This is a genomic window from Nocardia aegles (assembly GCF_052545135.1).
In genome coordinates this window covers 788,099-809,991 of the sequence record NZ_JBQWRI010000001.1, presented here as the reverse complement: position 1 = coordinate 809,991, position 21,893 = coordinate 788,099, and the positions used below count along the sequence as shown (strand labels likewise).

The window sequence follows — 21,893 nt, the reverse complement described above, 5'->3', positions numbered from 1 at the left end:
AAGTTGACCGACGGTCCATATAATTGGCGAGTCAATTGGACCGTCGGTCAAGTTATGGAGTTCATGATGCAGGCAATCGTAATGACGGCGCCCGGAAGCCCCGACGTGCTGGTCGCCGCGGACGTTCCGACACCGCGGGCAGGCGCGGACGAGCTGGTGGTCCGCGCCGAGGCGATCCCGGTGTTGTACCCCGAGACCAAGCTGCGCTCCGGCGAGTTCCAGCTCGACGCGCCGCTGCCGCTGGTTTTCGGCTTCCAGGCAGCGGGAGTGGTCACCGAGGTCGGCATGCGGGTCGATCCGGCGCTGATCGGACGGCGGGTCGTCGTGTCGACCCAGGGTTGCGGCGCCTACGCCGAATTCGTCGCCGCGCCCGCGGGATCCGCGACGCCCATCCCGGACAGCCTGTCCTTCGTGGACGCCGCGGCGGTGCTGATGAACGGGTCGGTGGCGATCCCGCTGCTGGAGACCGCCGCGCTCACCGGTGCCGAAACCGTTCTGATCGAAGCTGCCGCCACGGGTGTCGGCAGCGCTCTGGCCCAATTGGCCAGAGAATTCGGGGCGGCTCGCGTCATCGGAACCGCCGGTGGGCCCGACAAGGCCGCCCATGCCCGAAAGTTGGGAGCCGACGAGGCGATCGACCACAACGATCCGGAATGGACCACACGGCTGCGCGAAACACTCGGCACGGCAACGGTGGACGTGGTGTTCGATTCGATCGGCGGCGCGAGCGCCGCCCGCCTGCTCGATCTCATGACGCCCTTGCGCGGCCGCATGCTCGGCTATGGATGGTTGTCCGGCGCACCGGCGCAGGTGTCGGCAAGCGACCTGCTCATGCGCGGACTCACCTTCACCGGCTGCGCCGGACCGGACTGGCTGAATCAAGTGGCCCAGGCCCGCGCCGCCGTTCTGGCCCGCACGGCGGCGGGCGGGCTCGACCCGCTGGTCGAGGCGGTGCTGCCGCTGGACCAGGCGAACCGCGCGCATCGGTTGCTGGAGGACCGGGCGGTGCTGGGCAAAATCGTGCTGCGTCCGGGCTCCACCGTGTCCGGATAGCACCGCACGGTCCGCCTTCGTGGCTAGGGTGGGCTCGTGCGGACTTCGCTGGAACCCCATGTCGGCGCCGCCAACGCGCTCACCGCACGGTGGTGCGCCGCGGCGGGCGAACGAGACTTCGTGCTGTCCGGCGCAGGGGTATGGCCGCTGCTCGCCTTGCTCGCCTCCGCGGCGGATGGTCCGGCACGCGACGAACTGACGGCTGCGACCGGCGTACCCGCGGTCGACGGGCAAGACGGAGCGCTCCGGCTGCTGCACGATCTCGGGCACGCGGAGGCGGTGTCGGCCGCTCTCGGCGTGTGGGTGCGCCGCGACCTGCCAGTACACGAGGCGTGGTCGCGGGCGCTCCCCGAGGGTGTGCTCGCGCGGTTGGCCGGGCAGTCCGAGCTCGACAGCTGGGCGGCCCGGCACACCGACGGGCTCATCGAACGCTTCCCCCTCGCGGTCGATCCCGAGACACTGCTGGTGCTGGCCACCGCGCTGGTCGCGAAGACTCGGTGGCGGGTGCCCTTCGACGTCGGGACGCTGACACCGGACAACGGGCCATGGCAGGGGCACCGCGGACCCGGGCTGTCCCGCACCAGCCGCGATCTGACGAACGCCGCGATCCTGGACGCACCGGAACCGGTCACCCGCGTCGTCGTCGAAGGCGTCACCGACCTCGACGTCCATCTTCTGCTCGGCACCGGGACGCCCGGCACGGTGCTCGACACGGGCCTGGCCGCACTGTCCGGCAGTGTTCCGATCCGCTCCGACCTGCCGCTCGGCACGACGGGACCGGGGCTGGACGTGCGCACCGAACCGGTGGTGCCCAACACCGGTCGACTGCGAATCCAGCTGCCGCCCTTCGAAGTTCGCTCCACCCACGATCTGCTCACCGTGCCGGACCGGTTCGGGCTGACCGCCGCGACCGACGGCACCCACGGCCACTTTCCGGCGATCTCCCCGTATCCACTGTGCGTCGGTCAAGGAGCGCAGGAAGTGCTCGCCCGGTTCAGCCACGAAGGTTTCGAGGCCGCCGCCGTGACGGCCTTCGCGTTACGCGCGGCAGCGGCGGTCCTGCGGCACGACTACGCGCCGGTCGTCTCGGTGGTCTTCGACCGCCCCTTCGGGTTCCTCGCCGTTCACCGCCCGACAGGTCTCGCGGTCGTCGCGGGGTGGGTCGCCACCGCGCCTACCTCGTCCCCCGGCACTCCGGCCTGAGCGCTACCGCCGGGCGAAGTGTGGGGCGTGCTCGGGCAGCACACCGCGAGCGAGCAAGAAGCCCGGCACGCTGCGGATCACGGGAATACGACGCAGGGTGCGGACCCACAGTGGTGCGCGCGAGGAACCGCTGATGTCGATTCGCCCGTCGAGGGCGGGAGCGATCGCGAAGGCGTGCAGGAGTCGCTGAATTCCCTGCGTCACCGCGGTCGGGAACCGGCGCCTGCGCTGCACCTTCGCCAGCTCCCTGGTGCCGAGCGTTCCGGACAGCAGCGCTGGAGCAAGGATTCTGGCCGCGGCTACCGCGTCCTGAACGGCTAGGTTGATGCCGACGCCGCCGACGGGGGACATCGCATGGGCCGCGTCGCCGAGGCAGAGCAGGCCGTTGGTGTACCACTTGATCAGCCGGTCGAGTTTCACCTCCAGTAACTTGACCTCCGACCAGCTGGTCAAGGCATCGATTCGGTCGTAGAGCCAGGGAGCGGCCTCGGCCAGGCCGCGCATGATGTCCGCCACCGGCCCGCGGCGGGCGGATTCGTCGGCGCCCTTGGCGATCAACGTCGCGCACTGCCAGTAGTCGCCGCGGTCGAGCAGAACCGCCAGCCGCCGGGTACTGACGATCGGCAGCGCGCCCGCGGGATCGGTACCGGTGCGGGGCAGGCGGAACCACCAGACGTCCATGGGCGTCGACCAGGTGCGGATCGGCAGCCCCGCCGCCGATCGCAGCAGCGAGGCGCGGCCGTCGCAGGCCACGGTGAGATCGGCTTCGATCGAACCGGTCGCGCCGTCGGCGGTCCGGTAGACGACGCCACCTACCCGGCCGTCGATCCACACCAGGTCGGTGGCCTCGGTGTTCATCCGCAGCCGGAAGGTGGGTTCGGCGGCCGCGGCACGCGCGAGAAGATCCAGCAGATCCCACTGCGGCACCATGGCGATGTACTTGTGCCTGCCCGGCAGGTGCGTCAGGGTGGCGAGCGTCTGCAAGCCGCCCGCGATCGGCAGTTGCACCCGATCCACTTTGCGCGCGGGCAGTGTCGCGAACTCCGCGCCGAGACCCAGTTCGTCGAGCAGGTCGAGCGTGGTGGGATGCACCGTGTCGCCGCGGAAATCGCGTAAGAAGTCCTTGTGCTTCTCCAGCACCGTGACCTCGACACCCGCCCGGGCGAGCAGCAGCCCGAGGATCATTCCGGCCGGTCCCCCGCCGACCACCAGGCAGGTCGTGCGCTCCATCGACTGTGTCTCCCTCGGTCACCACATTGCCGCAAGGTGTCGCCCGTTCGCGCAAATCCTAGTGTGGCGAGAGCTGCGCCGGACCCGGATCGGCGCCAGCCGACCGATTCCGCCACCTGCTGCGATAGCTAGCGTGTCTTTCTCTCAGGACACGCCGGTCGACCAGGTCCACACCGAGGTTCAGTAGGTCGCCATGAGATAGATCCCGGCGATGATCATGACGCAGGCGAGCACGCGCTTGGAGCTCACCGCGCGCCGCGGGAATCCCATCGACCCGAAGTGGTCGATCGCGAGCGCGCCGAACATCTGTCCAGCGATGATCAGGGCATTGAACGTGCCCGCGCCCACATCGGAAGCCACGGAGATCATCGCCAGGATCGCGGCCCCACCGAGCAGACCGCCGAAGGGCGCCCACCGCGGCATGCTCCGGATATCCGCCTTCGCCGGCCACGGCCGGTTCCTGGAGACCACCAGCGCCACCGTCAGGAAGACCGCGAAGCCGGTGAACGCTACGGCGTAGGAGATCACCCCGCACAGCCAGACGTTCTTCAATGCGAGTTTCAGCGAGTTCTGGCAGCCGGCTTCGACGGAGCGCAGCGCACCGCCGACCAGGATGAACGCGAAGATGAGTGCCATCGTGACGCGGGGCAGCGCACGGGTCTTTTCGGCGGTCTGAACCGTCATCGAGAATCCTCGGAGAGTGCGAAGAGTGGAATGGCTGGACCGGCAGCGGTAGGTGTCCTGGTGTCAGGTGACGCTGATCCCGGGCTGGTCGCCCGCGGGTTCGTCGGCCATCAGGTAGATCGCGAGCGTGATCAGCCCGCAGGCCACCAGACGCGGAGGGCTGGCGGATCGCTCGTCGAATCCCATGAGTCCGAAGTGATCCATGATCACGGCGACCACCATCTCGCCCACGATCACCAGCGCGCTGAAGGTCGCCACACCGACATGCCGGGCGACGGCGATCATGCCCATCACCGCCGCGCCACCCAGCAGGCCACCGAACGGCGCCCACCACGGCATGTTCCGCACGTCGTCGAGCGTCGGCCACGGCGTCTTGGAGGACAGCGCCAGGAAGATCGAAAAGCCGGTCAGCGCAACGGCATACGAGATCACGGCGCACAGCCACATGTTCTTCATGTGGTTCATCAACGTGTTCTGACAGCCGGCTTCGGCCGACCGTAGGCTGCCTCCGACCAGGATGAACAGGAATACCAGTCCGATGACGATGCTCATGGGCAATACATCCTTGGCTCGGCGGCGGGCGGACACCGAGTTGCGTGGGACGCAACGTTGTCCGCCCGAACAATGGGGCCGGTTGCGCCGGAGCCGACGCCCGACCTGTGTGACCTATATAACGTACCATTATTTAACGGCACGTTCAACGAGTGAGTCGAACTGGATGGCCCGCTCCGGCTGGGAAGGGGCGCGAACGCAGGGCTGCCATGATGGCACTCGTGCCCGAACTGGTCGATTCCTCCGCACGGAACCCGCCCGCGGCCACCTCCGAGCGGCGGCTGAATGTCCTGGACCGCGTCCGGCTCGGCTTGCTGGCGGCCGGTCTGCTGTGCGTGCTCACCGGGCTCCTGCCCCGGCACGAGGCCGTCGCGAACATGCGCCGCATCGGCCCGCTACTGCTGTTTCTCGCCGGCGTGATGGTGCTCGCCGAGCTCACCAGGCAGGCCAAGGTCTTCGACGCCATCGCCCATCGCCTCGCGATTCTCGGGCGCGGCCACTACCCCGCGCTGTTCGGCCTGTGCGTACTGTTCGCCTCCGCCACGACGATCCTGCTGAACCTCGACACCACCGCCGTGCTCATCGCCCCCGTAATGCTGGCACTCGCGGCGCCCGCCCGGATTCCACCATTGCCGCTGGCCATGACCACTTTGTGGCTGGCGAACACCGCGAGCCTGCTGCTCCCGGTCTCCAATCTCACGAATCTGCTCGCCGCCGACCGGGTGGCCCTCACCGCGACCGGATTTGCCGGGAGGATGTGGGCGCCGCAGCTGGTTTCGATCGCCGCGACGGCGCTATGCCTGTGGGTGTGGTACTGGCGGCGCGGATGCCGGGAAACCGATCGCTACGTACCGCCCGAGCCGGTCCGGCCCGCGAATTTCCGTGAGCGCTCGCTGTTGTACACGACAGCAGGGGCCTGTCTGCTGTTCATCGTCGCGATCCCCGTCGTCGGCGACCGGATCGGGGTCGCGGCGACGGTCGCGGCGCTCGTCGCGTCGGCGGCGTTCGCCGTGTTCGACCGCGGCGCCTTGCGGCTGTCGCTCATCCCGTGGCGGCTGCTCGTGTTCGTGGTCGGCTTGTTCCTGGTGGTGCCGACCCTGAGCCGATTCGGCCTCGGCGACGCGATGCATGCCTTGATCGGCACCGACTCGGGTGCTTCCGGCCCGTTCCGGGCCGCCGCGGCGGGCGCGGCTCTGTCCAATGTCGCGAACAACCTGCCTGCCTACACCGCGGGCGAGGCGGTGATCCCGGCGCAGAACGGCGATCAACTCCTCGCGTTGCTGATCGGCACCAATGTCGGCCCGCTCGTCACACCGTGGGGCTCGCTCGCCACACTGTTGTGCTTGGAGTTCTGCCGCAGGCACGGGGTGCGGGTGCCCATGCGGCGTTTCGTCGTGACCGGTGCCGTGCTCGCGACGGTCGCCACCACCGGCGCGGTCGCAGCGCTGCTGGTGACGAGTTAGCCGGAAGGCGGCTCCGCCCTTGACCTCGAGTGCGCTCGAGGTATAAGGATTGCCGTCGAGAGCGGATGGACACGTACGTCCCGGTTCGGTCTCACGCGCGGAACCACCGGTTCCGGTGCTCCCGCTGGTACAGCCGTACACCCACCAGCGGGAGCATGCGCGCGGTCTCGGTAGAAGTCGCACGGGTGCCGCGGCACAACCGTCCGGCTTCGTGCCACCGGACAGGATCGCGCGCCGAGTCGGGAAGCGGAAACGCCGGGCAGGGGTCCGACGCAGCGTCGACGCGTCAGTTCGGAGCCGTGACTTCCCACCCGTAGATCGTGAGCTCCGAGGAGCCGCTGCGGTGCACCGGATCGGAGAATGCGATTTGCGTTGCCGCATAGTGGCTTTCGGCGTAGATGACGCACGCGCCTCCGGTGCCGTCGGTGAAGCCGCCACTCTCGTGCAGCTGCCTCCGGTCGTGCAGCGACCGCAGGAACCGCCGATGCGGCTCGATCACGGCGGTGTCGAAGCGCGGAGTGCGCATCGCCGAGCCGAGGTACTTGTTCACGCCTCCGACTCGGGGCGCGGGGCCCTGGTCGCGGCCGCAGCGGCGCGCACCTGCGGTGCAACCAGCACGACCTGCCCCAGCACGCCGTTGAGGAAGGACGGGGAGTCGTCGGTGGACAGCTCCTTGGCCAGCTCCACCGCCTCGTCCACGGCGACGACCGGGGGGACGTCGCTCGCGTGGAACAGCTCCCAGACCGCGATGCGCAGGATGGCGCGATCCACGGCCGGAAGACGCGACAGGGTCCAGTCCTGCAGGTACGACTCGATGGTCCCGTCCACCCGGTCGAGGTCGTCGGCGACGCCTTCGACCAAGGTGCGGGTGTAGGCGTGCACCGGCGCGACCGACTGGTCGCGAGCGGCGAGCTCGGCGCGCTCGTCGAGCAGATCGGCGGCGTCGACGTCCCTGGCCTCCGCCTCGAACAGCAGGTCGACCGCACGGCGGCGGGCCTTGTGCCGCGCGCCGAGCTTCTTGTACGTGGACTTCTTGTCCACGGGCTGGTCAGCCACGGTCACATCATTTCGGATCGGCCGGCCCGCGGCTCAGGCGTTGACCCGGCCGAGGTAGCTGCCGTCGCGCGAGTCGATGCGCAGCTTGTCGCCGGTGTTGATGAACAGCGGGACCTGCACCTCGGCGCCGGTCTCCAGGGTGGCGGGCTTGGTGCCGCCGGTGGAGCGGTCACCCTGCAGGCCGATGTCGGTGTGGGTGACCTCGAGCTCTACGGAGACCGGGAGCTCGACGTACAGCGGCGCGCCCTCGTTCGTGGCCACCTGCACGGTCATGTTCTCCAACAGGAACCGGGCACTGTCGCCGATGGTCTCCTCGGCGATGGAGATCTGGTCGAAGGTCTCACCGTCCATGAAGACGTAGTCGGTGCCGTCGTGGTACAGGTAGGTCATGTCGCGGCGGTCGACGTTGGCGGTCTCCACCTTCACACCGGCGTTGAAGGTCTTGTCGACCACCTTGCCGGACACGACGTTCTTCAGCTTGGTCCGCACGAACGCGGGACCCTTGCCCGGCTTGACGTGCTGGAACTCGATGATCTGCTGGAGCTGACCGTCGATCTTCAGCACTAGGCCGTTCTTGAAGTCGCTGGTGTCCGCCACTGTCTTCGGATCTCCTCGTTCTACCGCTTGGTCTCGGGCAGACCGGCGTCAGTCGACGACGGTCAGGTCTTTGCTGGTGTGGGTGAGCAGCTCAGGGCCCCCTTCGCGCACCACGAGCGTGTCCTCGATCCGGACCCCGCCGCGGCCGGGAAAGTACACACCTGGTTCGACGGTCACCGCCACGCCAGACAGAAGTGTACCGGTTCCGGTTTTCGCGATTCCGGGCGCTTCGTGGATCTGCAAGCCGACCCCATGGCCGAGGCCGTGCACGAACAACTTGCCGTGCCCGGCCGACTCGATCACCGCTCGCGACGCGGCGTCCACGTCGGCCACCGGGGCTCCCGGCCGCAGCGCCTCGCGCCCGGCCCGCTGCGCTTCGGCGACCAGCGCGTACACCTCGCGCTGCCAGTCGGTCGGCGCTCCGAGCACGAAGGTGCGGGTCATGTCGGAGTGATAGCCGCCGACCACCGCGCCGAAGTCCAGTTTGACGAAATCGCCCGCGGCCAGCACGGCGTCGGTCGGGCGGTGATGCGGGACAGCCGAGTTCACGCCGGTGGCCACGATCGTCTCGAACGACACCGCTTCGGCGCCGTGTTCGAACATGGCCCATTCCAATTCCCTGGCCACCTGACGCTCGGTTCGGCCCGGACGCAGTCCGCCGCGCTCCAGCAGGGCGGCCAGACCGGCATCGCCCGCCGCGCAGGCCGCCCGCAACTGTTCCACCTCGTAGGCGTCCTTGACCATACGCAGTTGCTCCACCAGCCCGGGTGCGGCGACGAGCTCCAAGCCGGTGCGCTGTTCGAGGAAGCCGCGATGCTGATCGACGGTGACCACGTGGCTTTCGAAGCCCACCCGGCCGATCTGCCATTCCCCGGCCAGTTGCACGATCCGCCGCGCGGTGGCGCGCGCGATCTCGGCCCGTAGATCGGGAACCTGCTCGGCGACCTGGGTCCGATACCGCCCGTCGGTGCCGATCACGGTCTGGTCCTCGGCGGCGCGCGTGTCCCAGGAATGCACCAGCAACGCCGCGTTGGAGCCGGTGAATCCGGTCAGATATCTGATATTCACCAGATCGGTGACCAGCAGGGCATCCACCCCGTTCTCCACCAGCAGGCTGCGCAGCGCGCCACGCCGCGCCGCGTAGTCCGGCACATGACCCTGGTGATCAGCACGCATGTGTCAAAACTACCGCCGACACACCGGACGCCGACAGGCAACACGTGATCGGCAGAGCCGTCCGCTTCGGCCGAGGCCCCATGTTTTGGTCGAGAAGCGCTGTAGCCCAAGGATTTTCGACCAACCGAGAACTACTGACACGCGGCCTGTTCACATCCGCACCGATTGCGCACATTCCGGGCCGGAGCCGATGTCTCGCGCCGAGACCGGGCGAAGGTGGAGCCATGACTCCTCTCGCGTGCGCTGCGCTCGCCGCCTGGTGCGCGGCACTGACCGCGTTCGACCTGCGCGAACGACGCCTGCCGAACCGGTTGACCGGTTCGGGCGCGCTTGCCGTCCTCGGATATGCCCTGTACACAGAGCAACTCACCGCCGCACTACTGGGCGCGCTGTTGCTATCGGCGCCGTACCTGCTGGTGCACCTCGCCGCGCCCGCCGCGCTGGGCGCGGGCGACGTCAAGCTCGCGGTGATGCTGGGTGGGGCGACAGCCCTCGGCGGCGCCCGGCCGTGGGTATGGGCGGCACTCGGCGCACCGGCGCTCACCGCGTGCGTCGCGCTCGGAGCACTCGCCCGCCGCGGCGTACGCGGCTCCGGCGCCGCCGACCCCGGCGACAGCGCACTCACCGTGCCGCATGGTCCAGCGATGTGCCTGGCGGCCTTGCTGTCGCTACTGTGGTCGACCCTCGGATCGACCTGAGACCAATAATCGTCACCACCCGATCGCTCCGGAGTGCGCTGGACGTAACACGAAGCCAGCAAATCGATAGCAATTCATCGGTAGCATCAATCGCGGGCAACGACCTTCCCCGAGCTGTCGCCGCATCGGCGAGCGTGGCGCGTCACCTCGGAGGAGTCGTCCCTCGAGTGCGCCAGTACAGCGGAAGCAGCGTCGAGAAGGAGCCGCCCAGTGAATTCGAGACATCCGTTGCGGAGACCGATCGTCGTGGGAACCGACGGTTCGGAGCAATCGATCGTGGCGGTCCGCTGGGCGGCGCAGACCGCAGCGCTGCACGACGCTCCCTTGCACATCTCACTCGTCGTCGAATCCTCGCTCAGCTCCGACGACAACGACGATCCACCCCGTCCGGCGGCGTTGCTGCGACTGCGCGAGGCGGACGAGGCGATCGAACGCGCGGCGGACGCCGCCGTGGCGGCCGCACACGCCGTGCGCGACATCACCATCGGCACCGAGATCCGCACCGCGCACATCGCCACCGCCCTCATCGAGCGCTCCCGGAGCGCGGCGATGCTTGTGGTCGGTACCCGCGGGATCGGCCGCGTCCAGCGGGTCCTGCTCGGCTCGGTCAGCACCGCAGTCGCCCGGGACGCCGACTGCCCCGTGGCGGTGGTGCCGGCCGAGACGCCGCTGTGGGACCGGGCGAACACCGGTCCGGTGATCGTCGGCGTGGACGGCTCCACCGCCGAGCAGGCTGCCATCGGGGTCGCGGCGATGGAGGCGTCGTTGCGCGGGGTCGAACTGGTGGCCGTGCACACCTGGGGCGGGGTCGAGCCGCTGGCCGCGATCGGCACCGACTGGGCCGAGCTGCGCCGGACCGAGGAGGCGTTGCTCGCCACCAGCCTGGCCGGCTGGCAGGAGCAGTATCCAGAGCTGACCATCCGGCGCGAGGTCGTCCGCGACCGTCCGGAGCGGCAGTTGCTCGAACGCTCCCGTCACGGGCAGTTGCTGGTGGTGGGCAATCGCGGCCGAGGGACGTTGGGACGGCTGCTGTTCGGCTCGGTCGGTGAGGCGCTGCTGCGCTCGGTGGACCGCCCGATCGTCATCGCCCGCTGAGCCTGCGCCCCCGGTATTCCGGCCTTCCCTCGCCTGCGCGTCGTCACGGCGGGCCACGTTCCGGAGCACGGGCGTCGACATGGGAAGATAAACGATGTGCTGCGTTGGATAACTGCCGGAGAATCCCATGGTCCCGCTCTCGTCGCCATCCTGGACGGGATGGTGGCAGGCGTCGAGGTCACGTCGGACGAGATCTCCGCGCAGCTGGCCCGGCGCAGGCTCGGCTACGGTCGCGGCGCGCGAATGAAGTTCGAGGCCGACAAGGTCACCGTCGTCGGCGGCGTGCGGCACGGGCGCACCATGGGCGGCCCGGTGGCCATCGAGGTGGCCAACTCCGAGTGGCCGAAGTGGACGACGGTCATGTCCGCCGACCCGGTCGACCCGGCCGAACTCGCCGACCTGGCCCGCAACGCACCCCTGACCAGACCGCGGCCCGGGCACGCCGATTACTCCGGCATGCTCAAGTACAACTTCGACGACGCCCGCAACGTGCTCGAGCGCGCCAGCGCCAGAGAGACCGCCGCGCGCGTCGCGGCGGGCACCGTCGCGCGGAATTTCCTCCGCCAGGCATTCGGCGCGGAGGTCGTCTCGCACGTCGTATCGATCGGCACGGCGCAGAACACCTCCGGCATCGTGCCGACCGCCGCCGACCTCGCCGTGGTGGACGAGAGCCCGGTGCGCGCGTTCGACAAGGACGCCGAAGCCGCGATGATCGCGGAGATCGAGGCCGCCAAGAAGGACGGCGACACCCTCGGTGGCGTCGTCGAGGTGGTCGTGGCGGGCCTTCCGGTCGGCCTCGGTTCGTTCACCAGCGGCGAGAACCGGCTGGACGCTCGGCTCGCCGCCGCCCTGATGGGCATCCAGGCCATCAAGGGCGTCGAGGTCGGCGACGGCTTCGAGACCGCACGCCGCCGTGGCAGCCAGGCGCACGACGAGATGCGCCCCGGCTCCGACGGCGTACTGCGCTCCACCAACCGTGCCGGCGGCCTGGAAGGCGGCATGACCAACGGCGAGGCGCTGCGCGTGCGAGCGGCCATGAAACCGATTTCCACGGTGCCGCGCGCGCTGTCCACCGTCGACATGACCACCGGCGACGAGGCCGTCGCCATCCACCAGCGGTCGGACGTGTGCGCCGTGCCCGCCGCGGGCGTGGTCGCCGAATCCATGGTGGCGCTGGTCGTCGCGCAGGCCGCGCTGGAGAAGTTCGGCGGGGACTCGCTCACCGAGACCGTCGAGAACATCACCAGCTACGTCAAGCGCATCAGCACTCGGCCCCACGTGCCCGCGGACAGTCGGTCGCAATGATCGTGCAGACCGATCCGCGCGCCCCGCGCGTGGTGCTGGTCGGACCGCCGGGGGCGGGGAAATCCACGATCGGCCGCAAGCTCGCCAGGGAACTCGGCGTCGAGTTGTACGACACCGACGCCGGCATCGAGCGAGAGACCGGTCGCACGATCCCGGAGATCTTCGCCGAAGACGGTGAGCCCGAATTCCGCATGATCGAGGAGCGGGTGGTGCGCCGCGCCGTGCTCGCCGAACGCGGCGTGGTCTCGCTCGGTGGCGGCGCGGTGCTGTCCGCGAACACCCGGGCACTGCTGCGCGGCCGCACCGTCGTCTATCTGGAGATCAGTATCGCGGAAGGTCTTCGGCGCACCGGTGCGAGCACGCAGCGGCCACTGCTCAACGGCGCCGATCCCGGTGCGAAGTATCGGGAGCTGATGCGCACCCGTCGACCGCTGTACCGGGAAGTGGCCACCATCAGGATCCGCACCGACGGCCGCAGCCCGGGCCGCGTGGTACGGATGATCATGACAAAACTCGGGGTGGAGCCGGTCGAACCGGCCGCAACGGACCTGCGGCCACCGTCCAGCGGAATCCCGCAGGGCAGCAGCCGGTCCCGGGCCCGTCGGCGCGCCAGGGCCAGAGCGGCGGCCCGGCGCCAGGCAGCCGATCAACGCGAGACCACCGACGCCGCGACCGGCGACCCGGCTGAATCGGCGGTGACCGCCAACGTGCGATCCCGGCGCGCCCGCAGGAGCGTCACCAGCGAACCCGACGCCGCGAGCGGGGCGGGCAACGGCGCGGCGGCGGCGGGCAGCCGATCCCGGCGCGCCCGTGCCCGCCGGGCCCGCTCCCGGGCGCGGCAGCAGTCGACCACAGCAACAACAGAATCGGAGCAAGCCACGTGACAGAGCCGAGTCGTCTCGAAGTCCGGACCGCCGACCCATACCAGGTGATCATCGGCCGCGGGTTGCTCGGCGAACTCGTCGAGTCGGTCAACAACGCGACCAAAGGCGTGCGCACCGTGGCCGTCTTCCATCAGCCGCCGCTCACGGAGACCGCCGAAGTGGTGCGAAAGGCGCTGGCCGACACCGGCATCGACGCGCACCGCATCGAGATCCCGGATGCCGAGGCGGGCAAGGAGCTCGCGGTCGCCGGCTTCTGCTGGGAGGTACTCGGGCGCATCGGCCTGACCCGCAACGACGTCGTGGTCAGCCTCGGCGGCGGCGCGGCGACCGATCTGGCCGGTTTCGTCGCCGCCACCTGGATGCGCGGGGTGCAGATCGTGCACGTGCCCACCACGCTGCTGGCGATGGTCGACGCGGCGGTCGGCGGCAAGACCGGCATCAACACCGAGGCAGGCAAGAATCTCGTCGGCTGCTTCCACGAACCCGCCGCCGTGCTGGTCGACCTGGCCACCCTGGAGACGGTGCCGCGCAACGAGATCGTCGCGGGCATGGCGGAGATCATCAAGGCCGGTTTCATCGCCGACCCGGTGATCCTCGAGCTGGTGGAGCGCGCCCCGGAGGCCGCTCTCGACCCGTCCGGCGCGGTGCTGCCGGAGCTGATCCGCCGCGCGATCCAGGTGAAAGCCGACGTCGTCGCCGCCGATCTGAAGGAATCCAGCCTCCGCGAAATCCTGAACTACGGCCACACGCTGGGACACGCCATCGAGCGGCGGGAGCGTTACCGGTGGCGGCACGGCGCCGCGGTCTCCGTCGGACTGGTGTTCGCCGCCGAACTCGGTCGTCTCGCGGGTCGTCTCGATGACGCCACCGCCGACCGTCATCGCGCGATCCTGTCCGCCGTCGGCCTGCCGACCAGCTACGACGCCGACGCGCTGCCGCAACTGCTGGACGCCATGCAGACGGACAAGAAGACCCGCTCCGGCGTGCTGCGCTTCGTGGTGCTCGACGGCCTGGCCAAGCCCGGACGCCTGGAGGGACCCGATCCCACCCTGCTGGCCGCGGCTTACTCGGCGATCGCCCGCGAGGACAGTCCGAGCGGCGGCGCGGTGCTGCTGTAGCCCACCCGGCACACGACAACGGCGCGCCCGGCCACGGGCGCGCCGTTCTTTCGTCGTCGGATCAGACCACGCTGCCCGCGGCGGAGTACAACGAGGGCGGCTTGGAGCGCCCCTTACCGTTCTGCCGATCGGCCGACATCCGGCCGATGCCCACGCCGATCAGCGCGGGCACGAAGATCAGCAGGATGATGAACGACGCGCCCGCAGTGACTTCGAAGAGCAGGCCGTTGTCACCCAGGTCGAACCGAGGAAAGAAGTCCAGGATCCACGCCGCCAGCCCGCTGCCGACACCACCGAGGACGGCGGCCTTCAGCCACATCATGGTCAGATCGGCGCCGCGTTCGGGGTCTGCGCTCGCGGCGCGATCCCGACGACCGTCCAGCACACCCCAGGACACGATGGCCGCGATCAGCACGACCAGGCACAGCATGCGCATCGCCGCTCCGTGCGTCGGCCAGTAGACCATCGCGAACCCGAGCAAGGAACGCAACGCCACCACCAGCGCGCCCAGCACGACGGCCCGCAGCAACCACGAAGTCATGCGACACACCATAGCCGTGTTTCGCGGTAGCACCTGGCGTTTCGCTGCACGCCCGATCGTGCCATAGCGGCCGCGAGAACCGGTATCAGTTCCCGGGTCGACGACCCTCGTCCAGCGCCGCCGCCATCTCCGCGCGCGGCGCAGGTTGCCCAGTGAACAGCTCGACCTGCCCGTAAGCCTGATTCAACAACATCTGCAGACCGCTGACCACCGTGTGCCCGGCTCGCGCCACCGCATCGGCCAGCGGTGTCGGCCAGGGGTTGTAGATCGCGTCGAGCACCACCGGCGCCTCGGCTACCGCGGGGGCGACGACCGCCGCCGCGGCGGCCGGAATGGTGCTCACCACGGCGCCGGCCGCCGCACAGATCGCGCGGAGCGTCCCGGCATCGAATCCGGCCAAGGACGCGATCATCCCCAGCCGCTCGGCGAGGTCGAGGGCACCGCGCGCCCGTCCGGGATCCCGGGCGACCACGGTCACCGACTTCGCGCCCAGCTCCGACAACGCCAGCAGGGCAGGCCGCGCGGTGCCGCCCGCACCCAGCACCACGCCGTCGGTCAGGTCGGTGACACCGCCGCCGCGGAGCGCGCCGAGCACACCGTCCACGTCGGTGCAATCAGCCAGCCAGCCCGCGTCGCGGCGGACCAGAGTGTTGGCCGAGCCCACCAGCACGGCCCGGTCGGTGCGCTGATCCGCACAGGCCAGCGCCGCTTCCTTGCCGGGCATGGTCACCGAGAGCCCGACCCATTCCGGGCCGAGACCGTCGACCAGCCCGGGCAGCTGCTCCGCCGAGCATTCGATGCGCTCATAGCTCCAATTCAGTCCGAGCGCGCGGTACGCGGCGAGGTGCAGCTGCGGCGATCGCGAATGCGCGATCGGCTTGCCGAGCACCGCCGCCTTGCGATTATCGGCCACCGCTGTCCTTGGAACTGTCGAGGATGCCGCTGCGCTGCGCCCGTGCGATCAGGCGCAAATGCTCCTGATAGTCGTCGGTGAACAGGGTGGTGCCCTGCTTGTCGACGGTGACGAAGTACAGCCACGGCCCCGCCTCCGGGTTCTCCATGGCACGCAACGCGTTCAACGACGGCGCCGCGATCGGAGTCTTGGGCAGCCCGCGCATCGCATAGGTGTTCCAGGCGGTTTCCTGGCCGCGGTCTGCGTCGGTGGTCGCCACCTCGGTGCGATCCAGGGTGTAGTTCACCGTCGAGTCGAACTGCAGCATCTGACCGGCCCGCAGCCGGTTCACGATCACCCGCGCCACCTTGCCCATGTCCTGCGGTTTCGCCTCACGTTCCACCAGCGAGGCGGCGACCAGCGTCTGATACGGCGTCAATTTCGTGTCGGAGCCCGACTGCAGCAGTCCGGTGGATTCATAGCTCTTCGCACTCGCGGTCACCAATTGCCGCAGAATCTCCGACGGTGCCGCGCTGGGATCGAAATCCCATGTGCCCGCGGCGATCAGGCCTTCCAGCTGCCTCGTCCGATCCGGGCAGTCCCGGACACCCTGCATCGCCCACTCGGGCACCCCGAGCGCGGCCAGGTCGAGGCTCGCGCCCGCGGCATCGAGCTGTTCGTAGGTCACGCACTTCTGGCCGGCGCCGGTGCCGATGCAGCTGGCTTCCGCGATCTTGCGGTAGATGCCGTCATAGCGCCCGCCGGTGCTCATGTCGTGCTGGTCGTGCAGCAGCCGTCCCTCGGAGACGACCAGATTGCCGACCCTGGACTGCTTGCCGACCAGCGTGGCCACCGCCTGCGCGGCGGGGCTCTGGCTGGGGATCGCGTAGAAGCCGGGCTGCACCGTGTTCATGTTCGAATTGCGCACGGCCGCTTGAAAAAACGCACCCGAACTCGCCACGACGCCGCGCTCGACCATCGTCGCCGCGATCTGCTGCGAGGTGTCGCCGGGATGCACCTGCACCACCACCAGCGGCCCCCCTGGCCCCGCGAAGTCTTTCGGCGGAGTCAGACTCCCGATCAACTTCATCCCGGCGAAGATCACCGCACCGGCGAACAACAGGATGAAGACACCCGCCACGAACCATATGTTGCGGCGGCGCCTCTTGCGCTCGGCCGCTTTGCGAGAGGCGACCCGGGATCGCTTGCCGCGCTGCGAGCGACCGGAACGCTCGGGCTGGGCGCGTTTCGACTCTGCGCGCTTCGAGTCCGCGCGCGTCGAGCGGCGCGGCGACTCCACACGCGTCGCTCTCGGCCGCTGTCCGCCACGCCGCGGTGCCGGTGGCGGCGCGGGCTCCGGCTCCTCCTCGTCGTCGTCGACGTAGCGGGGGATGACGGTCGTGTCGTCGTCGTAGCGGTCGTAGCGGTCGTAGTGGTCGCTGTTGTCCTCGCCCCAGGCCCGGTCGTCTCTCCGGTAACGCCGATCAGCTTCGCGCTGTCGAAACAGTTCCTCGGCCCGCGCCCACCGATCCGTCATGCATCGTCCCCGGACGACGCAGGACGCCCCGCTTCCACCGACCTCAACACCGCACTCCGTTCGTCCAACCATCCTTGCAGGATCGACACAGCCGCCGCCTGATCGATCACTTGCCGCCGGCCACGCGCGCGAACTCCACTGTCCCGCAATGCACGTGCAGCTGACACCGTAGTCAAACGTTCGTCGGAAAGCCGGACCGGCACCGACCCGACCGCAGCCCGCAATCGCTCAGCGAATGCGCTGGCCAGCGTAGCCGCAGTGCCTTTCTCCCCGCGTAATGTACGCGGCAATCCGACGATAATCTCGACTGCCTCGTACTCCCGCACAATTTCGGCAATTCTTTCGATATCGGGTGCGGGAGCCGATCGCCGGGACTCTTTCGCGCGCGGCACGGTCTCCACCGGGGTGGCGAGAATGCCGTCGGGATCGCTCGCGGCGACCCCGATCCGGACACTGCCCACATCGACGCCGATCCGCCTGCCCCGACCGGGGTCGGTGGCCGGATGCGGCCGGTCGGCGCCGCGCTGGGCCGACCGCTCCGGTTCCGCTGGGTCGCCCATCACCCGGCGAGTTCGGCCACCCGCGCGCGGACCGCGGCCAGACCGGCCGGGATGCCGGACGGGTCCGAGCCCGCGCCCTGCGCCAGCTCCGGCTTGCCGCCGCCCCGTCCCGCGATGCTCGGGCCGAAACTGCCCACCAGATCGCCCGCCTTGATGCCGAGTTCCTGAGCGGGCTTGTTCACCGCGACCACGAACGGCACCTTGCCGTCGGCGTTGCCGAGCAGCACCACCACGGCGGGCTCGCTGCCGAACCGGCCGCGGATGTCGGTGGCCAATGTGCGCAGATCACCCGCGGAGACGCCCTCCGGCGCGGCCACGGCGACCAGCAGCAGCCGGCCGATCCGCTCGGCCTCCTCGACGAATCTGCCCGCCGAGGACAGCACGGCGGCCATCTTCGTGCGCTCGAGCTCCTTCTCGGCCGTCTTCAGCCGCTCCACCAGCTGCTCGACGCGAGCAGGCACCTCATCGGAGGGAACCTTCAGCGCGGAGGCGACACCAGCCAGCAGCGCGCGCTCCTTGGCCAGGTACTTGTAGGAGTCCAAGCCGACGAACGCCTCCACACGGCGTACACCGGAGCCGACCGACGACTCGCCGAGCACGGTGATCGGGCCGATCTGCGAGGAATGCTGCACGTGCGTACCACCGCACAGCTCCATCGAGAACGGACCGCCGATCTCGACCACGCGCACCTCGTTGCCGTAGTTCTCGCCGAACAGGGCCAGCGCACCCATCTGCTTGGCCTTCGGCAGATCGGTGACGAAGGTGTTCACCGGGAAGTCGGCGCCGACCGCGTCGTTGGAGACGGCCTCGATGTCGGCCTTCTGCCGCTCCGACAGCTGGCCCTGCCAGTTGAAGTCGAAGCGCAGGTAGCCCGGCTTGTTCAAGGAACCCGCCTGCACGGCGTTCGGCCCGAGCACCTGCCGGAGGGCGGCGTGCACCATGTGCGTGCCGGAGTGGCCCTGCGTGGCGCCCCGCCGCCAGGCCGGGTCGGCTTGAGCGAGCACGACGTCGCCCTCGGTGATCTGGCCGTGCTCCACCGTGGTCTTGTGCACCCACAGCTTCTTGGCGATCTTCTGCACGTCGTTCACGCGCAGTTTCAGTCCGGAGGAGGCGGTGATGGAGCCGCGGTCGGCGATCTGGCCGCCCGCCTCGGCGTAGAGCGGGCTGCGGTCCAGGATGACCTCGACGTCCTGCCCGGCGGTCGCGGTCGGCACCCGCACGCCGTCGGCGATCAGGGCGAGCACGGTCGCCTCGGAGGTGAGCTCGTCGAAGCCGGTGAACTCGGTGGCGCCGCGGTCGACCAGTTCTTTGTAGACCGTCAGGTCGGCGTGGGCGTGCTTGCGCGCCTGCGCGTCCTCCTTGGCGCGCTGACGCTGCTCGGCCATGAGCGAGCGGAAGCCCTCCTCGTCCACCGACAGCCCGGCCTCCGCGGCCATCTCCAGCGTCAGGTCGATCGGGAAACCGTAGGTGTCGTGCAGGGTGAACGCGTCCGACCCGGCGATCGTGCTGCCGCCCTGCGCCTTCACCGCGGCGGCGGTGTTGTCGAACAGGGTGGAGCCGGTATTCAGCGTCTTCAGGAACGCCGTCTCCTCGCCGACCGCGACGGTCTCGATGCGGCGGAAGTCGGTGGCCAGCTCCGGGTAGGACGGGGCCATCAGGTCGCCGACGACCTTCATGAACTCGCTCATCACCGGCTTCTCGGCACCGAGCAGGCGGGCCGAGCGCACGATGCGGCGCAGCAGGCGGCGCAGCACGTACCCGCGGCCGTCGTTGCCCGGGTTCACGCCGTCGGCGATCAGCATGGCGGCAGTGCGGGCATGGTCGGCGATCACCCGGAAGCGGACGTCGTCCTCGTGCTGGACACCGTAGGAGCGTCCGGTCAGTTCCCCGGCCTTGTCGATGATCGGGCGCAGCAGGTCGGTCTCGTAGACGTTGTCCACGCCCTGCAGCAGCAGCGCGATACGTTCGACGCCCATACCGGTGTCGATGTTCTTCTTCGGCAGCGACCCGACCGGCGGGTGCCCGAGCTTCGGGCTCAGCTCACCGCGGACGTCCTGCATGAACACGAGGTTCCAGATCTCGAGGTAACGGTCCTCGTCGGCGACCGGCCCGCCGTCGCGGCCGTACTCGGGGCCGCGGTCGTAGTAGATCTCCGAGCAGGGTCCACCGGGCCCGGGCACGCCCATGTCCCAGTAGTTGTCCTTGCCGTCGCGGAACTGGATGCGCTCATCGGGAATGCCCGCGACCCGCTTCCAGATCTCGGCGGCCTCCGGGTCGTCCTGGTAGACGGTCACCCAGATCCGCTCGGGATCGAATCCGTAACCGCCGTCGTCCTGCGGCTTCGAGATCAGCTCCCAGGCGAGGGTGATCGCCCCCTCCTTGAAGTAGTCACCGAAGGAGAAGTTCCCCGCCATCTGGAAGAACGTGTTGTGCCGGGTGGTGACGCCGACCTCTTCGATGTCGCCGGTCCGCACGCATTTCTGCACGCTGGTCGCCCGCGGGTAGGGCGGCGCCTCCTGACCCAGGAAGTACGGCTTGAACTGGACCATGCCCGCGTTGACGAACAGCAGGTTCGGGTCGGCCAGGATCAGCGAGGCACTCGGCACCTCGGTATGGCCGGCACGGAGGAAATGGTCCAGGAAACGCCGTCGAATCTCGTGGGTCTGCACGAATACCCAGCCTACCGGTGCCGCGCACCCGAATATTCATCGACCGGGCTCCCGCCGCGTCCCCGGCGACCCGCCGGCGAACCCGGCCCCAGCAGCGGCTCGCTGCGTTCGTTCCTCCTTGTCGGACGCACCGATACCGACGCAGTATGCCCGCTACCGGCGGTCAGCCTCGGACGATCCGGCGCAGCTTGTCGACCCTGGGACCGATTTCTCGTTCGTGACCGTGATCGGTGGGGTGGTAGTAGTCGACGCCGACGAGTTCGTCGGGCGGGTACTGCTGGGCGAGCACGCCGTCTTTGTCGTCGTGCGGGTACGCGTAGCCCTGCGCGTTGCCGAGCGCCGCCGCGCCGGCGTAGTGGCCGTCGCGCAGGTGCGGCGGGACCGGACCCGCCTTGCCCGCCGCGACGTCGGCCATGGCGGCGCCGATCGCGGCCACGACGGCGCCGGACTTCGGGGCCGTGGCGAGGTGGATCGTGGCCTGGGCGAGCGCGAGGCGGCCTTCGGGCAGGCCGACCAGTTGCACCACCTGCGCGGCGGCGGTCGCCGTCTGCAACGCCATCGGGTCGGCCATGCCGATGTCTTCGCTCGCGTGGATCATCAGCCTGCGCGCGATGAAGCGCGGGTCCTCCCCCGCGCTCAGCATGCGCGCCAGGTAGTGCAGCGCGGCGTCGACGTCCGAACCGCGGATGGACTTGATGAACGCGCTGATCACGTCGTAGTGCTGGTCGCCTGCGCGGTCGTAGCGGACGGCGGCCTTGTCCACGCTGGCTTCGACCAGGTCCACGTCGACGGTGCCGTCGAGCGAGGACTCCGCCGACGCTTCCAGGGCGGTCAGCGCGCGGCGGGCGTCACCGCCCGCGATCCGGACGATGTGGTCGAGCGCGGCGTCGGTCACCGTGTACTCGCCTGCGAGGCCGCGTGGATCGGTGAGCGCGCGGCCGAGCACCTCGCGGATGTCGGTTTCGGTGAGCGACCGCAGTTGCAGCACCAGCGAGCGCGACAGCAGCGGCGACACCACCGAGAACGACGGGTTCTCCGTAGTCGCGCCGACCAGCAGGACGATGCGGTTTTCCACGGCGGCGAGCAGGGCGTCCTGCTGGGTCTTGGAGAAGCGGTGCACCTCGTCGATGAACAGCACGGTCTGTTCGCCCGCCGATAGCCTGCGCCGCGCCAGGTCGATGACCGCACGCACCTCTTTGACCCCGGCCGAGAGCGCCGAGAGCGCCTCGAACCGGCGACCGGTGGCTCGGGAGATGAGTGCGGCGAGCGTGGTCTTGCCGGTGCCGGGCGGGCCGTACAGCAGCACCGATGCGGCGCCCGAACCCTCGATCAGCCTGCGCAGCGGCGAGCCGGGGCCGAGCAGATGCTGCTGGCCGACCACTTCCGCCAACGTGGCCGGGCGCATCCGCACGGCCAGCGGCGCACCCGCGTCCCGGCGCACCACAGTGTCGATCGAATGCTCCGCGGGCACCGCGGCCCCGGGCATGTCGAACAAACCATCGCTCACGACAGGAACGTTACCGAGGCGCACCGACAGCACGACATGCTGTTCCCGGGCGCCCGGTGCGGTGCGACGGCGC

At 69.5% G+C, this 21,893-nt stretch carries 20 protein-coding genes and 1 pseudogene; 8 read left to right on the top strand and 13 right to left on the bottom strand.

All coding sequences use genetic code 11. The features are described 5' to 3' along the window. Positions 1 to 66: 66 nt before the first annotated feature. Together ACT89H_RS03940 and ACT89H_RS03935 are read left to right on the top strand one after the other, a co-directional pair. Entirely contained in the window at positions 67 to 1,053 is a 987-nt protein-coding gene (locus ACT89H_RS03940; protein ID WP_445107065.1) for a quinone oxidoreductase family protein, read from the top strand. Between the two features lie 36 nt (positions 1,054 to 1,089). After that, positions 1,090 to 2,256 carry a serpin family protein gene (locus ACT89H_RS03935; RefSeq protein WP_445107064.1) on the top strand — a complete coding sequence of 389 codons (1,167 nt, stop codon included), beginning with the start codon at positions 1,090 to 1,092 and terminating at the stop codon, positions 2,254 to 2,256. A gap of 3 nt (positions 2,257 to 2,259) precedes the next feature. On the opposite strand, the gene ACT89H_RS03930 is transcribed toward ACT89H_RS03935, so the two are convergent. From ACT89H_RS03930 to ACT89H_RS03920, 3 genes are all read right to left on the bottom strand, one after another. Continuing rightward, the gene (locus ACT89H_RS03930; protein WP_445107063.1) at positions 2,260 to 3,486 is read right to left on the bottom strand and encodes an FAD-dependent oxidoreductase; all 1,227 of its coding nucleotides are present in this window, start codon (positions 3,484 to 3,486) and stop codon (positions 2,260 to 2,262) included. Between the two features lie 180 nt (positions 3,487 to 3,666). After that, positions 3,667 to 4,170, bottom strand: coding sequence for a DMT family transporter (locus ACT89H_RS03925; protein WP_445107062.1), 504 nt, complete (start codon positions 4,168 to 4,170; stop codon positions 3,667 to 3,669). Positions 4,171 to 4,233: 63 nt separating this feature from the next. Further along, complete coding sequence (locus ACT89H_RS03920; protein WP_445107061.1) at positions 4,234 to 4,722, bottom strand: DMT family transporter; 489 nt, start codon at positions 4,720 to 4,722, stop codon at positions 4,234 to 4,236. 212 nt (positions 4,723 to 4,934) lie between these two features. Between ACT89H_RS03920 and ACT89H_RS03915 the strand changes: the two genes are divergently transcribed. After that, positions 4,935 to 6,185 (top strand): ArsB/NhaD family transporter, encoded by a 1,251-nt coding sequence (locus tag ACT89H_RS03915; protein WP_445107354.1) that lies wholly within the window; start codon positions 4,935 to 4,937, stop codon positions 6,183 to 6,185. 286 nt (positions 6,186 to 6,471) lie between these two features. Here ACT89H_RS03915 and ACT89H_RS03910 read toward each other — a convergent pair whose 3' ends face one another. The 4 genes from ACT89H_RS03910 to ACT89H_RS03895 are packed head-to-tail and all read right to left on the bottom strand — an operon-like array spanning position 6,472 to position 9,014. Further along, on the bottom strand, positions 6,472 to 6,735 hold the full coding sequence (locus tag ACT89H_RS03910; RefSeq protein ID WP_445107060.1) for a YciI family protein: 264 nt from the start codon (positions 6,733 to 6,735) through the stop codon (positions 6,472 to 6,474). Beyond that, positions 6,732 to 7,241, bottom strand: a complete 510-nt coding sequence (gene nusB, locus ACT89H_RS03905; protein WP_364425835.1) for a transcription antitermination factor NusB — start codon at positions 7,239 to 7,241, stop codon at positions 6,732 to 6,734. Before nusB ends, ACT89H_RS03910 begins: the two co-directional genes overlap by 4 nt. A 33-nt stretch (positions 7,242 to 7,274) precedes the next feature. Then, positions 7,275 to 7,838 (bottom strand): elongation factor P, encoded by a 564-nt coding sequence (gene efp, locus ACT89H_RS03900; protein ID WP_445107059.1) that lies wholly within the window; start codon positions 7,836 to 7,838, stop codon positions 7,275 to 7,277. Positions 7,839 to 7,886: 48 nt separating this feature from the next. After that, the gene (locus ACT89H_RS03895; RefSeq protein ID WP_445107058.1) at positions 7,887 to 9,014 is read right to left on the bottom strand and encodes a M24 family metallopeptidase; all 1,128 of its coding nucleotides are present in this window, start codon (positions 9,012 to 9,014) and stop codon (positions 7,887 to 7,889) included. Between the two features lie 224 nt (positions 9,015 to 9,238). On the opposite strand from ACT89H_RS03895, the gene ACT89H_RS03890 reads away from it, so the two are divergent. The 5 genes and pseudogenes from ACT89H_RS03890 (at position 9,239) to aroB (ending at position 14,114) form a co-directional block, all read left to right on the top strand. Next, positions 9,239 to 9,712, top strand: coding sequence for a prepilin peptidase (locus ACT89H_RS03890; RefSeq protein ID WP_445107057.1), 474 nt, complete (start codon positions 9,239 to 9,241; stop codon positions 9,710 to 9,712). Between the two features lie 210 nt (positions 9,713 to 9,922). Continuing rightward, the gene (locus ACT89H_RS03885) at positions 9,923 to 10,807 is read left to right on the top strand and encodes a universal stress protein (RefSeq protein ID WP_445107056.1); all 885 of its coding nucleotides are present in this window, start codon (positions 9,923 to 9,925) and stop codon (positions 10,805 to 10,807) included. A 96-nt stretch (positions 10,808 to 10,903) separates the two neighbouring features. Next, positions 10,904 to 12,112 carry a chorismate synthase gene (gene aroC / locus ACT89H_RS03880; protein ID WP_445107055.1) on the top strand — a complete coding sequence of 403 codons (1,209 nt, stop codon included), beginning with the start codon at positions 10,904 to 10,906 and terminating at the stop codon, positions 12,110 to 12,112. Next, positions 12,109 to 12,627 (top strand): annotated as a pseudogene (locus tag ACT89H_RS03875) (shikimate kinase); the annotation flags it as partial. The gene aroC and the pseudogene ACT89H_RS03875, both read left to right, overlap by 4 nt. A 365-nt stretch (positions 12,628 to 12,992) precedes the next feature. Next, entirely contained in the window at positions 12,993 to 14,114 is a 1,122-nt protein-coding gene (gene aroB, locus ACT89H_RS03870; protein WP_445107054.1) for a 3-dehydroquinate synthase, read from the top strand. 61 nt (positions 14,115 to 14,175) lie between these two features. Here aroB and ACT89H_RS03865 read toward each other — a convergent pair whose 3' ends face one another. The 6 genes from ACT89H_RS03865 to ACT89H_RS03840 form a co-directional block, all read right to left on the bottom strand. Continuing rightward, positions 14,176 to 14,655, bottom strand: a complete 480-nt coding sequence (locus tag ACT89H_RS03865) for a B-4DMT family transporter (protein WP_445107053.1) — start codon at positions 14,653 to 14,655, stop codon at positions 14,176 to 14,178. An 85-nt stretch (positions 14,656 to 14,740) separates the two neighbouring features. After that, positions 14,741 to 15,568, bottom strand: a complete 828-nt coding sequence (locus tag ACT89H_RS03860) for a shikimate dehydrogenase (protein WP_445107052.1) — start codon at positions 15,566 to 15,568, stop codon at positions 14,741 to 14,743. Beyond that, the gene (gene mltG / locus ACT89H_RS03855) at positions 15,558 to 17,084 is read right to left on the bottom strand and encodes an endolytic transglycosylase MltG (protein WP_445107051.1); all 1,527 of its coding nucleotides are present in this window, start codon (positions 17,082 to 17,084) and stop codon (positions 15,558 to 15,560) included. The genes ACT89H_RS03860 and mltG overlap by 11 nt, the downstream gene beginning before the upstream one ends. Further along, positions 17,081 to 17,644 carry a Holliday junction resolvase RuvX gene (ruvX, locus tag ACT89H_RS03850; protein WP_445107050.1) on the bottom strand — a complete coding sequence of 188 codons (564 nt, stop codon included), beginning with the start codon at positions 17,642 to 17,644 and terminating at the stop codon, positions 17,081 to 17,083. Before ruvX ends, mltG begins: the two co-directional genes overlap by 4 nt. Further along, a complete protein-coding gene (gene alaS / locus ACT89H_RS03845) occupies positions 17,644 to 20,313 on the bottom strand; it encodes an alanine--tRNA ligase (protein WP_445107049.1) in 2,670 nt (889 codons plus the stop codon). Before alaS ends, ruvX begins: the two co-directional genes overlap by 1 nt. Positions 20,314 to 20,476: 163 nt before the next feature. Then, entirely contained in the window at positions 20,477 to 21,799 is a 1,323-nt protein-coding gene (locus ACT89H_RS03840) for a replication-associated recombination protein A (RefSeq protein ID WP_445107353.1), read from the bottom strand. Between the last annotated feature and the right edge of the window lie 94 nt (positions 21,800 to 21,893).